The sequence below is a fragment of the Phyllobacterium sophorae genome (assembly GCF_003010965.1).
GTDB lineage: Bacteria > Pseudomonadota > Alphaproteobacteria > Rhizobiales > Rhizobiaceae > Phyllobacterium > Phyllobacterium sophorae.
Window position 1 is genome coordinate 139,626 of record NZ_PGGM01000006.1, and the last position, 13,484, is coordinate 153,109.

Here is a 13,484-nt window from a genome sequence, read left to right on the forward strand (position 1 = left end):
GGAAACAATGAACAAAATCAATGAGCCGCTGCCAACCGAACTCAACTCCTCGGCGTTGTTCCTGGATATTGATGGCACGTTGATCGATATTGCCGAAACACCCAGCGAAGTGATCGTGCCACCTGGGCTGCCTGACCAGCTCGCTGCAATTTCGTTGCGCATGGGTGGCGCACTGGCACTTGTCAGCGGCCGCTCGATACGTTCCATCGATGAACTCTTCGACCCGTATCGATTTCCGGCAGCCGGGTTGCACGGAACGGAAATACGACACGAGAGAAACGGTGAAATCGATCGCAGCGCTGTCGATAAGAACGCGCTCGACGGCGCACGGCGGGAACTGGGCGGCCTTGCGAGGAAATGGCCTGGTATGATTGTGGAGGACAAGGGAATTGCTATCGCCGTCCACTACCGGCAGGCACCGGAAGCCCGTCCAGACGTCGATCACCTTGTTGAGACAGTTCTGACGCAACTTGGCCAGGGCTGGGCGCGGCAGGATGGAAAGATGGTCGTCGAGATTCATCCGGGCGCATCCAGCAAGGGCACTGCCATTGCAAGATTGATGGCCGTTGCGCCGTTCAAGGGGCGCAGGCCTATCGCCGTAGGGGATGATCTTACCGACGAGAAGATGTTCGAATTTGTCAATATGACGGCCGGCAGATCGATCAGGGTCGGGACGCTGGCGCACGCAAGCGTGGCGAGATCCAGCGTGGATTCTGCAAATTCCATTCGGCGTTGGATTTCGCAACTCGCTCAATCGCGCCCCGATTGAGCAATCGATATTAGCCGGGGTTTCCACGATTCTGTTTCTATGGCGGCATTGACGTCCATCATCCGAATAGTCTGTTGAGCAACCCGTTTCGCCGCTTCGCGAATGGGAAATGAGGTCATGGTCATTCGCGGCAGTATGTTTTTTGGGCTGAGATAGGGAACGCCATTGTCTTGCGTGACGACCGCAATCCTTTCTTGTTTACCCAGCTCGCGGATCGCTCGACCTCCCCCAATCGCACTGAGCAGTGAACCATAGACAAAGGCCGTCGGCGGTGAGGCCTGCCTGAGCAGGCGCAGCGTGTGCTCATATCCCGTATAGTCGCAGAACGTGTCGTTTATTATGCACGGCGGCAGCTCGAATTGGTCGAAGGCCCGCCGGATGCCTGCCATTCGCTCTTCCGCAAAGGCAAATTGCACGGGGCCTTCGATAGCCGCAATCTTTTCATGTCCACGCTCGAACAGAAATGCAGTGGATCGAAATGCGGCGTCCCTGTGGTCGATATCAACCCACGTATGGGCGACGGGCGTGCGCGACTTGCCATAGACGACAAATGGAAAATTGGCGTCGGCCAAGAAGCGGACTCTGCTATCAACGGGGGCGGGGTAGCAAATTATGATAGCGTCCGCCCGCCGGCTTTCAATGATATTGCGGCAGGTTTCCAGGCTTTCATCCCGGGAGGATTGAACCAGCAAAATGTCTTGTCCTGCCGGAGCGAGGACTTCCGCGATACCCACAAGAAACTCGATGGTATCCGGGTCGAGATAAGACGTGGACTCTTTGGGCACCATGACCGCAATTGCGCCGATCTCACCGACAGCTAGTCCCCTCGCGATGATATTCGGCTGGTATCCCACCCGGTCCGCAACCCGCTTGACACGGGCGCGAGTATCATCGCTGACCTCGGGATAGTTATTCAAGGCTCGGCTAACGGTGGTCAGGGAAAGTCCCAGTTCGCGTGCCAGATCTTTTAGCTTCATTCAGTTTCAGGCTCTGTTTCTGGGCTCATCGCTCTCAGATCGAGAACGACAAAAAGAAGCCGCTGCGCGAAACAGCGGCTTCTTTGTCAGAGGCGATCATTTCGCCGGTGTTTCCGGTGCGGCTGGAGCTGTGGTTGCGCCTGTCTTCATGGGATCAGCGACACCGTCGGTAAAATTGGCCGATCTTTCGAATGCGGGGGCAGCGCTCAACTGATCTTTTGTCGTGTTCAGGACCAGCCAGCTATTGCCGTCACTTCGCGTGGACAGCTTGAGCTGATTGGGAGCAACCGCGACATCCTTTTCGCCGACACCAAGGAAACCGCCGACCCCAATCACAGCTGCCTGAACCATTCCGTCAGGCCCTATGACGAGGTCGTTGAGCTTTCCTATTGTCTCCGCATTGTCCCCGTCACCGTTATAGACCGGCTTCCCAATGAATCCGGAAGCTAGGATCTGCCCTTCCAAAGCCTTGGTAAGAGCGGCGGCATCCTGCGCTGCCGCAGGTGCTCCCGCAGCTGGCTTGAACAGCTCCTTATTCGTGACGGTTAGCGGTACAGTATTTTCGGCGGGTGCCGGAGCAGTCTGGCTCAACGCTGTGCCCGACATGAAGGCCACACATGCGGCGGCCGCAATGAGTTTCTTCATCATCTTGCGTACTCCTTTTCGTTGACACCGAGAGTTTTCATGATCTTGCTTGAAGACTCTCACTCCCTGACTGAACAAAGAAGCAGGCTGTAGGTTCCCAAGAACGCGAAAAAATTCAGGAAAATGGCATCTTTTTCACCACCGGCAGCCCAGCATGATCCTCGCTCTCAAGCAACCGCATTTCAGGCGGGCCGTCTTTCCTCTGCGAGCATTGAAGCAAATTGAAATGCGCGAGATGACTGCTCAAGTGAGCGACACTGAGAAAGTGCGTTGGTTGCGTATTGGGGGCCGGGAACACGCAATCCCTTCGAGGTACTGCACATTCCCGGAATCCCTTGATTATCGCGCCAAATATACGACCTTGCGATCCCTTTTTGAAACGATGATGGGCTGCTTGTCGACGTAAACGTAGGCATAATCCGGACTGTCGGGGATCTCTACCAGATCCACATCTTCCGGAATGACGGTGCCGACCGCAACATCGCCCTCGATGACGACAGGATCTGACGGATGAGCGATCACATACTCCCGTGCAGGTTGCGGAACTTCGACTATCACCGTGTCTTGCGCAAAGGTGTACCCTGCGCCTGCCATCATCATTGCTGCGGTTAAGAGAAGTATCCGTTTCATGGTTCTTCCTCCTGTGGTTGACGCCTCCTCCAGCATCCCAAACTGATGATATGTTCATTTTGTTCCAGATATTGCGGCTTGGTGGGGCGGCTGGCCTTGCACGGGGGGCAAAGTCTGCGCCCTCAATCAGCGGTCCCAGTAGGCCGGATTTCCAAACGCATTCTGCAGATGGCCGGCAAAAGCCCTCAGCTTGGCAGAGGGCATGCGTCCCTCCGGATGGGCGACGTAGATGTATTCCACCTCGGCCTCTAGCCCAACATTGATCACTTGCAGCTGACCAGACCTGATCGCAGCGCCGGCGATGAAGGTGGGCAACAGCGCAATGCCGAGACCCGCAATAGCAGCGTCCCGCATCATGTCGCCATTGTTGACGTTGAGCCCTGTTCGTCCACGTACCAGAGTGGCGCCGTTTGCCGTGGCAAAGCTCCAGTCGGCGACACCGCGGTTGGCGTAGAATATCCCTTTGTGGCGGTCGAGCTCGTCGATGGAAACCGGGCTGCCATTCAGGTCGAGATAGGCAGGCGAAGCGACCAGAACGCGGTGGCTCGACGCGAGACGCCAGGTCATCAGCCGTGAATCGGCGATGGCACCATGGCGGACGACAGCATCATAGCCGCCAGCGGCCACATCGACGCGGCGGTCGTCGAGATCGAGTGTTAGTTCTATATCGGGGTGGGCAAGAAGAAACGGATAGAGGGCAGGGCCCAGGTGCATGCGTCCGAATGTGACAGGCGCAGAGATCCGCAGCGGTCCGACCAGCTTGCCACGGCGCTCGCCCATGTCGGCGGCCGCTTCCTCGACATCGCGTGTGATCCGCCATGCGCGTTCGAGAAATGCCGCCCCATCTTCAGTCAGGGTAAGCTTGCGCGTTGTCCGATGCAGCAGGATTGCTCCGATTTGCCTCTCCAGCTCGGCAAGCCGCTCGCTGACGACGGATTTCGACAGACGCAGGCGTCGGGCGGCCTCGCTGATTGACCCGGCTTCTGCCACGGCCACAAAGGTGTAAATTCCCTCAAGCTTCATCATCGTTCGAATATTCCGGATAGGGGCTGGTAAACCATCAGGCTAACCCGAACATCCTGCAATCACCATACCGTCCCGTAAAATCACATCGCTGCAATCGGTCTCGTCAAACCCGGAGCGTTGCCCTGTTCGCCATTGATTTGCCGCAGGTTAAGGCGGTAATGAGGGGTGTTGATCCCCAGATGCGGAGTCGTTCCGGAAAACCAATGGAAACCAAAGCCAACTATATGCTCGTAACGGTTTTCTGCTTGGTGGTCTGTCTCCTTGCATTCGGCTTCTTTTACTGGATCGGCCGCTACGGCGAGACGCGCGAAACCACCACGCTGGAGATCCGCGTTCCAGGATCGGTTACCGGCCTCGCAGCAAAAAGCCCGGTCTATTTCAATGGTTTGAAGGTCGGGGAAGTACGTCGTCTTTTTGTCGATTCGACCAATCCAGACGCCGTCATCGTCCAGACTGATATCGACTTGACCACACCGATCACCCGATCCACTGTCGCCACGCTGGCATTTGAGTTACTCGCCGGGCGCGCCTATATCGAGTTGAAAGGCGGCAAGGCCTATGAGCCGAAATTGCTGGAAGAGGCGGAAAAGGAAGACACAGTCGCCCGTATGGATATTGATCCAACATCCTTGAAGACGCTGGTCGAAACCGCGCAGGACTGGATTGAACGAGTCGATCAGGCGACGGCTGCCACGGAAAAATATGTGGCCGATACCAGGGGGCCTTTTATGGAAAGTATCAAGCAGGCCAAGGCCGCGACCGACCGGCTTGCGGCCAGCACTGGCTTGATCGATGACTATGGCCAGAAAGCGCGAAGCGTCGCAGACGTCATGGAGGACGCACGCGAGGTGATCGCACGCGTCAATTCTGCTTCGGTCAAGATCGATGACGGCCTTGCCAGGGCCGACAAACAGCTATCCAATGACAAGGACAGCATTGTGAGCGAAGTCCAGGCCAAGCTTCGATCGTACCAGGTGCAGGCGAAGGATCTCAACGCTCAACTCGTGGCCGTCATGAACAATCTCGCCAACCTGACCGGCGACAAACTTCGCGAGGCGCAGAAGTTTGTTTCCGCCAGCCGCCGTTCTGTTCAGCGCCTTGAAAGAGGTGTTTCGGACATCGAGGATAATCCGCAAAAACTGATTTTCGGTAGCGATTACAAAGTCCCGGAATACGAAGCTCCGCGCTAAGCGGAATGTCAGGAAGCGAAATACATTCCGACCAGATAGCTGGCTATGGATATCGCAAGCAAGACGGCCGCCAGCGGCCAGTAGAGATAGGCTTTGAATTCATTGTCGATTGAGAACGCGCTTTCGTCATTCGACTCGTTAAATGTAGTTGCCGCGGGGTTTCTCACCCTCTTGATCAAGCCAGTATACGACACAAGCAACTACCTTCCGAACTGACGGCCCAAGTACAAAACGATCGGTATGATGATCAAAAAGATTATGAGGTAGCCCCAAATCGAAGTGAGATATGGCGTGTAATCCCCTTTTTCCTTTCTGTCATCCTCCTCTTCCATTGGTGCCTCCCTACATCTGCCAATGAAAACAGTGATTAAGAGGACTTTGAGCCTAGAAATACATGCGGCTCAGGTCGCATCAGGCCACAGCGGCAGTTCGAAAACAACTCAACAATTCAGGCTATAGAACTAGCTCGAAAGTTCGAAAATACCATTAACCGCCGGGAGCGCAGGGATGCTTAGCGCCGCCAATGGGGCGTTGCCTGGTATGCAAGCAAAGCAACCACGATTATGGCGAGAATAAAATCAAGATCACGCATATCCGTAACCTCACCGATTTTTGAGGGGATATTGTATCGCCAAACAGCCAGACGCGCAAACCGGTACAGCGCAATCAAGCTGTGCGGCAAGCGACGTCGCAGCGCTGTCCGGCGCTTGGCCGGCTAATACGGCTTGGCGAATTCAATCGCCAATTATGCGGTATGTTGTTTAAACCGGCGGTGCGTAAATCCACCTTTGGCACGTCTCAGTATATCCGAAAGCTTATTCGGGCTGGACGGCTTCTTTGGCATTTCCTCGCGGACTTTTTGTAGTATTTGCGGCGTCGCGCAGCTTGCATTATGGGGGGTATGAAGCGTCACGTCTCCCATTTGGTCACTCCCTGGAGAAGAGCAATACCTCCCGGTCTATACCGGAAGGCCGAAACCTAACAATTCGCTAAGCTGATAGGTGTACGCCTAGTTTCGCGTTTATTCAACTAAGATTGATGCTTTCCGCTTCGGGATTGCGGTTGTCTGATGATCAAACTGCCGTGAGAAGGTGTACTAGGCGCACTATCCTTTATCTTATGCCGCTAAAGTACGGAGCGGATGAAAGCGCCGGAGAGAAAGATACGCGGCATAGACAAACAGCACGAGAACCACACCCTGCACAACCGCAAATGGCGGTTCAGACCCCGTCGGCGCAAGGGCATTGAACGCCGGTATCTTTTGAAACGACTGAACAACCAGCACGAAGACGTTCAGATAAAGCGAGACGATTGCGCTCACCACATAGATCCAGCGCCAGGCGCCGGCGAGGCGGCAGACGTAAAGCGCGATGATCGCCGTGATGAGGAAGACCATGGAGATAATCCCGAATCCGATAGCCGGGGTAAAACCTCCGAACGGAAACAGGAAGCCCGTCACGCTCGTACCGACGGTTGTTATCAGAAAGATCAAGGTCCAGCCTTCTTTTCTGTCGGAAGCCAGCATACCCGCCAGAACAACCAAGCCGGAAACGATACCAATCAAGCTCAGAATCACGTGGAATAAAGTAAACGGTGTCATACCCAAGATCATGTTGATGCCCCCAATTGCATTGCGTTCGATTCCATTTGGAGTCGGATGATCAATACGAAACAACGTTTAAAGCCCGTTGTAAATCGGTCATTTCAACAAGCAATCATATTGTTTGCTGCAAGAATGTCAGTATTTCTCGTGTGGTCACCGAGCGCCAAATTGCACGCACAATGGCTAATTGTGCGAGGAGCGGCGGAAGCTGCAGCTGGCTGGGCGGCAGTGGCTCTCTTTCACCCAGTACGATGACTTAACCAGCGCACTTCCTGCGGTCGATAGACCGGCCCATGGAATCGACCTGCCCCTGCAATGCGCCAGCCTTCTTTTGATTGGCGGTGCGATAGTCGGGTAGAACTGGCCCTAAACCGGTAATGACGTTTGGATCTTGATAGCCGGCGCCATTTGTCAGGCGGCTGATTTCGGCGGCAGCCTGGTTGCGTTGTGCGACAAGTGCCGGACACTCGACCGTGTCATAACGCAGCGACGAAATTTTCTCACTGTCGAGCTGGCCCTGAATATTACCGCAACCGGTGAGCAGGGCGGTGAGCATGATCACCTGGAGGTGCCGTTTCGTCATATGTTCAATGTCCCCGGTCGCGCAGTGCAAAATCCCAAATCGGATTTGGTTTTCATGGTGGGACATGAATGGGCCAATGGCGCTGCTTTGGCAAGGTCGATCAGAAAAATGTCGAGTGAGATTGCGGCCGGATCTGCCTATGCGTTCGTCATGGTGACTGCGCATATCGTGCACTTGAATCTACTGAGGATGCAGCAACACCGCGAATCTGCGCGTCGCGTCGAATCGCCAGCATCAATCGATGAGAAGAACTCGGATTCTGCCTCGATCCAGCGGAATTTTCGACACACTGATGACGTGCCGCGAGGGATCATCAAGCACGACGCAACGATGATAGTAGGTGGCCAGATAGCGAATGAGGCTCGAGCCTTGATCCGCGTGATACCAATCCGGCGAAAGCACCGCATGGATCGGCACCCCTTGCGCCATTATCTCGGTCATGGCCAGGCAGGCAATCGCCTCATACCCTTCGATATCGATCCAGATCAAGGCAACTTCATCCGGCGCAATGCCGGTATCCTGCAAAATCGTACTGACCGTGCTCATTGCAGTTCTGACCATCAAATCAGTACGCTGCTTGATACTGCTTCGCTGCCTGTCTTCTCGATTGACATAGAAATTCGTCATGCCGTCGATGATGCCGACAGCACATGGAAGGCAGCAGACAACATCCGTCAGCTCGTTCTCGTCCATTTTTCGTTGCAATGCTGAAAAATTGTCCGCTTCCGGTTCGACAGCGACGACAAGCGCAAACGCGCCGCACGTGGCGATTTCCACTGTTTGCACGCCGGATCCTGCGCCCAGTTCGAGCACGGTTGCGTTTTCCCGGAATACGCCCGCGGAACGAAGAATACGGCAAATGCTGCCGACATAGCTGGGCTGCGGGATATCGGGACCGACGTCATCGCCATCAATAATATTCAAATCGCTTGGGGAGGCGTTTCCCAAAAACGGAAGCTGCGGCAATTTCACGAAAGGCCGGAAAGTCAGGAAGCCGCTCAAACGCTTGACTGCATCAGTAAGAAGGTTCGGCCGGGGCTCAAATCCGGCGCGCTCAAAATAAGACATTGAAATAAGGTCCAGTTCAAAAAATAAATCGGATAATATGGCGTGATGCTAACCCGCGTAACTCCAGCAGTCAAACCGCCGCAACGCGATCATTTTGGGCTGTGACCGGTTGACCGGCCGGCGATTCGGCAATTATTCCGCTTGCCTATCTCCCCTGACCCTTTGTAGAGAAACAAATAAAACGTTTAATATTCAACAATATAATCGAGCATATCAATGCAATGGATTAATAATGAACGTTAAAACTATAGCTAAAACTCGATTTAATCCCATATGTCTAGTTAAATAGTATGGTATCGCAGTTTGCGCTTGCTGAAACCGCCATTCCGCCCTTATGATTCCATTTCCGGGAGCCCCCGGCAGTGCGACGAAAGAGTGAGGAGACAGGAATGCCTGGTTTGCTGCACCCACTTCATGACGGCCATGCGCCTATCATATTGCATAATGCCTTTCAGGACGCGATTGACGCCTTGGAGGATTGGGAACTCGGTAACGATGAACCCGTAATTGACGTCAATGACAGGCAGGTCGCGATCAGCACCGTGTTCCGGCGGCTGTGGACGTGCACGGATATTCTTCCGTCACGCACGCTCGATGTCGTCGAAGATTTGTTGCCATTGCGCTCGGCCGAGTTCAAGGCGGGAACGTCGACCTATGCCGACGCCGCTCACAGTCTCTGGCAGTTGTGCCTGCAAAAGCGGGCCGCCAGCCATGAAATGAGCCAGTAAGGTTCCTATGCGAGTTTAGTGTTCACCCGCCGGCCGCAAACCGGCGGGTGAACCATTTTGCAATCAGCCGTCGTTTTTCTGCAGCCAGTCTTTCATCTGTCTGATTTCACTTTCCTGGGCGGCGATGATTTCTTCCGCCAGTTTGCGGATTTCCGCCTCCTTGCCGTATTCGAGTTCGATCTTTGCCATATCGATCGCGCCCTGGTGATGCGCGATCATGCCAAGCACGAAGTCCCTGTCCGGCTTACCGGTGAACGTGATCGCCATATCCGTGTGCATCTTGGCGTTGGCTGCAGCAAATGCCTTCGACGAAGCACTCTGATCACCGGCTGGCGCGGCTGTCATATCATGCTTCATGGTCTCATGCGACGTGTGGTCCTGTGCCATGGCTGTCGAGGCGAGGGCGACGGCGCAGATCAAGGCTGCGCTGTGAAGCAATGTCATTCTCATTGTCGTGATCTTTCCATGGGCCAATAATCTGCGCGCAGGTTCGGGCCCGGCTCACCTGTGCGTGAAAACGAACGAGACACATCAAGGACGGGGAGGCCGCGGAAGGGGCTTGGGTGCTTGCGCAACGAGCGGCAACGCGTTGCCGCGCGGGATGAAGGTCTTGGGTTGTTCGGTGACCAGTGCCTGAAGCGGGACTGCAGGTACCCCGATACAGGCAGCGCACATCGTGGGATGCTGCTGTTTGGCAGCTCCAGGGCAATGGTGCTGTTGGCCCGCACAGGCACGGGCATGGTGCATTTGGATCGCTGCCGGTAAGGCCTCAGCCGCAACGGCATTGTGCGGATCGATTGCTGCGGCCAGACCGCCGGGTGCCGCCAGCACGGGCACCCACCCTATGCTCAGTGCGGCCAGAAACGCAATGATTGCGGCAAACCTGTTCATTGGGCCTTCATAGCAAGGACGATGCCCGGATTGAAGTCACCTTCTGTTCATTTGAGTTCTAGACTGCCTTGGCGGCGGCAAGTGCATTTTTGATATCGGCGATCAGGTCGGCTGTATCCTCAAGACCGATCTGCAGTCGAATCAGCGGGCCGGCATAGTTCTGTCCCGTAATGACCCTGCCACCCAGATGGACATGCAGAGCGAGGCTTTCATAACCGCCCCACGAATAGCCAAGGCCGAAAATTCGCAGTGCGTTCAAGAATGCATGCGCCTGTTTTACGCTGCCGTCGATAACAATGGAGAACACGCCGCCGGCGCCGCTGAAATCGCGTTTCCACAATGCGTGACCAGCGTGGCTTTCAAGTCCGGGATGCAACACTTCGACAACGCCGTCCTGGCCTTCCAGCCATTTGGCGATTTCGAGCGCATTCTGCGCATGCCGTTCCATGCGCAGTCCCATGGTGCGCAGACCGCGCAGGATCTGATAGGCATCATCGCCGCTTACGCAAAGGCCAAGCGCCGTATAGGCAGCATCGAGCTTCTTGAAGCATTTTTCGTTGGCGGAGATCGTGCCCATTAAAATGTCGGAATGGCCGGATGGATATTTTGTCGCCGCGTGGATCGAGATATCGACGCCAAAATCCAGCGCCTTGAAATAGATTGGCGTTGCCCAGGTGTTGTCCATCATGACGATTGCCCCTGCGGCATGCGCCTTTTCGACAATGGCGGGAATGTCCTGGACTTCGAACGTGTTGGATCCCGGCGATTCAGTGAAGACGACGCGGGTGTTCGGCCGGATCAGTTTTTCAATATCTGCCCCGATCAGCGGATCGTAATATTCGACCTCGATACCGAACTGCTTCAGCATCGTGTTGCAGAAGTGCCTTGTATTGCCGTAGCAGCAGTCAACCATCAAAAGGTGATCGCCCGGAACGAGGAAGGCAAGGAGGGGAACTGTCACTGCCACGAGGCCGGACGGGACGAGGAGTGTTCCGGCTGACCCCTCCAGCTCGTCGATCGCGCGGCAAAGCGCGTCTGTTGTCGGCGTCCCGTGCGTCGCATAGGTGTATTTCTGCTTGTGGCTCGCCATGGTTTCGGCGTCGGGAAACAATACGGTCGACGCATGAACGACGGGCGGATTGACGAAACCGTGATAGTCGCGCGGGTCATAGCCACTATGGGCAAGCCTGGTATTGATACCAAGTTTCGCCGGTTGCTTATCCATGAGGTCGTCTCCACATCTTGTATGCACTGGGAGAAGTCGATAATGCCACCGCGTGCCGGTTGCAACAGGAGAGAATGTTTGCTGACTCGGAATGAGAAGATGACGAAGACAGCTCAAGCGCAATCCGCTTTGCGGCGCGCTGGCCGTTCCATTGCGCGTTTTCTGCGTCGCATGCAGGTTCCCGCATATCCCGGTTCGCCGCCAGCTTGGACGAACGGCATGTCCATGGCCGCTGTCCTGATCTTCTTCCTGATCCTGCTGCTTCATCCTTATGATGAACCGCTTTCGCGAAACCTGTCATCCTATGGTCCGCTGAGCCGTGTGCGACACCTGACCGATATTGGTCTGTCGCAATGGTATCTCATCCCGGCTTTTGCAATTGCCGTGTGCCTTATCGGTATCGATTGGAGCAATATCGCCCGGCACAGACGCATCCGATTCGGTCTGGTCTATGCGCAGGCCACGTTTGCTTTCTGGGCAATCGCGTTGTCGGGGATTCTGACGAATATTGCGAAGTTCCTCATTGGCCGTGCCCGGCCGAAGTTTATCGATACGCTGGGGGCAACCAGTTTTTCCCCGCTTGAGGCGGGATATAACTTTGCCAGTTTCCCGTCCGGTCATTCGACGACGATGGGTGCCGTGGGCGCCGTCCTTGCCCTGTGGTTTCCGCGCTGGCGCGCGCCGGTCATCCTTGGCACAATGTTCATCGCATTTACCCGCATCATAGCGCGCGCGCATTATCCGACTGATGTGTTGGCTGGGTACACCGTCGGCTTTCTGTGCTCGGTGGCGCTTGCCAGATTCCTGGCCGGACGCCGTACGGCATTTCTTTTCGACGGGACGCGATTCTGGCCGACTTTGCGTTTTCGCGAGCGTTTTTGGCGGCCTGAGAGCAATCTGAACAAGAAATAATCGAAAATTAAGCCCCGGTGCAGCCGCGGAGAGCTTCGTGATGCAATATTGAGCAAAGATTATCCCTTGACCAAAGAGACAGAATGGCCTTCGATGCAGGCGTGAATGGGAGAGGTATTGGACCCTTTTCGGGGTGAGGGGTTACCCGCCAATATCGAGTTTTCCTCTCTGGGAACTACGGGCAACAACCAAAGGGTACATTTGTGATGAAAAATCTTGTTTTGAAGGGCGCGCTGGCTGCCTCGGCGCTGGTTCTCCTGGCGACCGCAGCCTCTGCTGGTACACTTGACGACGTCAAGAAGAAGGGCTTTCTCCAGTGCGGTGTCAATACCGGTCTCCCGGGATTTGCGTCACCGAACGATAAGGGCGAATGGTCCGGGTTCGACGTCGATTATTGCCGCGCTGTCGCTGCTGCAATTTTTGGAGATCCAACCAAGGTAAAATACACCCCTCTGTCAGCGAAGGATCGTCTGCCGGCTCTCCAGTCCGGTGAAATTGACGTGCTGATCCGTAACACCACCTGGACGCTGAGCCGCGATACGCAGGGCTTCGATTTCACGGGCGTGAATTATTATGACGGCCAAGGCTTCATGATCAATTCGAAGAAGCTGTCGGGTATCAATTCCGCTCTGCAGCTGTCGGGGGCTTCCGTTTGCGTGCAGGCCGGCACCACGACTGAGCTGAACCTCGCCGATTACTTCAAGTCGAACAAGATGGAATACAATCCGGTCGTGTTCGAGAAGGTTGAAGAGGTCAACGCGGCCTATGATTCGGGACGCTGTGACGTCTATACGACCGATCAGTCGGGCCTTTATGCTTACCGGCTGGCGCTGTCGGCACCTGCCGATCATGTTGTGCTTCCGGAGATTATCTCGAAGGAGCCGCTGGGACCCGTCGTTCGTCAGGGTGACGCACAATGGGCCGACATTATTCGCTGGACGCATTATGCGATGCTGACGGCAGAGGAACTCGGCATCACCCAAGGCAATGTCGAAGAATTGAAGACGAGCGACAACCAGGAAATCAAGCGCATTCTCGGTCAGGAAGCCAACACCAAGCTCGGAACGGACCTCGGCCTGACCAATGATTGGGTCATCAACATCGTCAAGGCCGTTGGCAACTACAGCGAAGTGTTTGAACGTAACATCGGCTCGGGCAGCCCGCTCAAGATTGCGCGCGGCATCAATGCGCAATGGAGCAAGGGCGGTCTGCAATACGCAATGCCGATCCGCTAATC

Annotated in this window: 15 protein-coding genes; 5 read left to right on the forward strand and 10 right to left on the reverse strand. The window is 55.3% G+C overall.

Annotated features, from left to right (window positions below; all coding sequences use genetic code 11):
• The first annotated feature begins 7 nt into the window (after nucleotides 1-7).
• A complete protein-coding gene (otsB, locus tag CU103_RS15075) occupies nucleotides 8-769 on the forward strand; it encodes a trehalose-phosphatase (RefSeq protein WP_106664857.1) in 762 nt (253 codons plus the stop codon).
• Here otsB and CU103_RS15080 read toward each other — a convergent pair.
• The 4 genes from CU103_RS15080 to CU103_RS15095 form a co-directional block, all read right to left on the reverse strand.
• Nucleotides 751-1,746: a LacI family DNA-binding transcriptional regulator gene (locus CU103_RS15080; protein ID WP_106664859.1), complete on the reverse strand. Its 996-nt coding sequence runs from the start codon at nucleotides 1,744-1,746 to the stop codon at nucleotides 751-753. The genes otsB and CU103_RS15080 overlap by 19 nt on opposite strands.
• A 96-nt stretch (nucleotides 1,747-1,842) precedes the next feature.
• Nucleotides 1,843-2,394 carry a PRC-barrel domain-containing protein gene (locus CU103_RS15085; protein ID WP_106664861.1) on the reverse strand — a complete coding sequence of 184 codons (552 nt, stop codon included), beginning with the start codon at nucleotides 2,392-2,394 and terminating at the stop codon, nucleotides 1,843-1,845.
• A gap of 336 nt (nucleotides 2,395-2,730) precedes the next feature.
• A complete protein-coding gene (locus CU103_RS15090; protein ID WP_106664863.1) occupies nucleotides 2,731-3,021 on the reverse strand; it encodes a DUF1236 domain-containing protein in 291 nt (96 codons plus the stop codon).
• A gap of 126 nt (nucleotides 3,022-3,147) precedes the next feature.
• Entirely contained in the window at nucleotides 3,148-4,047 is a 900-nt protein-coding gene (locus tag CU103_RS15095; RefSeq protein ID WP_106664864.1) for a LysR family transcriptional regulator, read from the reverse strand.
• Between the two features lie 203 nt (nucleotides 4,048-4,250).
• Between CU103_RS15095 and CU103_RS15100 the strand changes: the two genes are divergently transcribed.
• On the forward strand, nucleotides 4,251-5,237 hold the full coding sequence (locus CU103_RS15100) for an MlaD family protein (RefSeq protein WP_106664866.1): 987 nt from the start codon (nucleotides 4,251-4,253) through the stop codon (nucleotides 5,235-5,237).
• A gap of 1,117 nt (nucleotides 5,238-6,354) precedes the next feature.
• Here the strand turns inward: CU103_RS15100 and CU103_RS15110 are convergent.
• The 3 genes from CU103_RS15110 to CU103_RS15120 all read right to left on the reverse strand — a co-directional run bounded on the left by CU103_RS15110 (nucleotide 6,355) and on the right by CU103_RS15120 (nucleotide 8,491).
• Nucleotides 6,355-6,849, reverse strand: a complete 495-nt coding sequence (locus tag CU103_RS15110) for a hypothetical protein (RefSeq protein ID WP_210203772.1) — start codon at nucleotides 6,847-6,849, stop codon at nucleotides 6,355-6,357.
• Nucleotides 6,850-7,096: 247 nt separating this feature from the next.
• Nucleotides 7,097-7,423 carry a hypothetical protein gene (locus tag CU103_RS15115; RefSeq protein ID WP_106664868.1) on the reverse strand — a complete coding sequence of 109 codons (327 nt, stop codon included), beginning with the start codon at nucleotides 7,421-7,423 and terminating at the stop codon, nucleotides 7,097-7,099.
• A 234-nt stretch (nucleotides 7,424-7,657) separates the two neighbouring features.
• Nucleotides 7,658-8,491, reverse strand: coding sequence for an FkbM family methyltransferase (locus CU103_RS15120; RefSeq protein ID WP_106664869.1), 834 nt, complete (start codon nucleotides 8,489-8,491; stop codon nucleotides 7,658-7,660).
• Between the two features lie 389 nt (nucleotides 8,492-8,880).
• On the opposite strand from CU103_RS15120, the gene CU103_RS15125 reads away from it, so the two are divergent.
• Nucleotides 8,881-9,219 (forward strand): BRA0787 family protein, encoded by a 339-nt coding sequence (locus tag CU103_RS15125; RefSeq protein ID WP_106664870.1) that lies wholly within the window; start codon nucleotides 8,881-8,883, stop codon nucleotides 9,217-9,219.
• A gap of 63 nt (nucleotides 9,220-9,282) precedes the next feature.
• Here the strand turns inward: CU103_RS15125 and copM are convergent, their stop codons facing one another.
• The 3 genes from copM to CU103_RS15140 all read right to left on the reverse strand — a co-directional run bounded on the left by copM (nucleotide 9,283) and on the right by CU103_RS15140 (nucleotide 11,335).
• Nucleotides 9,283-9,663 (reverse strand): CopM family metallochaperone, encoded by a 381-nt coding sequence (gene copM, locus CU103_RS15130; protein ID WP_106664871.1) that lies wholly within the window; start codon nucleotides 9,661-9,663, stop codon nucleotides 9,283-9,285.
• A gap of 87 nt (nucleotides 9,664-9,750) precedes the next feature.
• Nucleotides 9,751-10,110, reverse strand: coding sequence for a hypothetical protein (locus CU103_RS15135; RefSeq protein ID WP_106664872.1), 360 nt, complete (start codon nucleotides 10,108-10,110; stop codon nucleotides 9,751-9,753).
• Between the two features lie 58 nt (nucleotides 10,111-10,168).
• Complete coding sequence (locus CU103_RS15140) at nucleotides 10,169-11,335, reverse strand: cystathionine beta-lyase (RefSeq protein ID WP_106664873.1); 1,167 nt, start codon at nucleotides 11,333-11,335, stop codon at nucleotides 10,169-10,171.
• 99 nt (nucleotides 11,336-11,434) lie between these two features.
• On the opposite strand from CU103_RS15140, the gene CU103_RS15145 reads away from it, so the two are divergent.
• Both CU103_RS15145 and CU103_RS15150 read left to right on the forward strand, forming a co-directional pair.
• Complete coding sequence (locus CU103_RS15145; protein WP_162707241.1) at nucleotides 11,435-12,247, forward strand: phosphatase PAP2 family protein; 813 nt, start codon at nucleotides 11,435-11,437, stop codon at nucleotides 12,245-12,247.
• Between the two features lie 206 nt (nucleotides 12,248-12,453).
• Nucleotides 12,454-13,482 carry an amino acid ABC transporter substrate-binding protein gene (locus CU103_RS15150; RefSeq protein ID WP_106664874.1) on the forward strand — a complete coding sequence of 343 codons (1,029 nt, stop codon included), beginning with the start codon at nucleotides 12,454-12,456 and terminating at the stop codon, nucleotides 13,480-13,482.
• The last annotated feature ends 2 nt before the right edge of the window (nucleotides 13,483-13,484 follow it).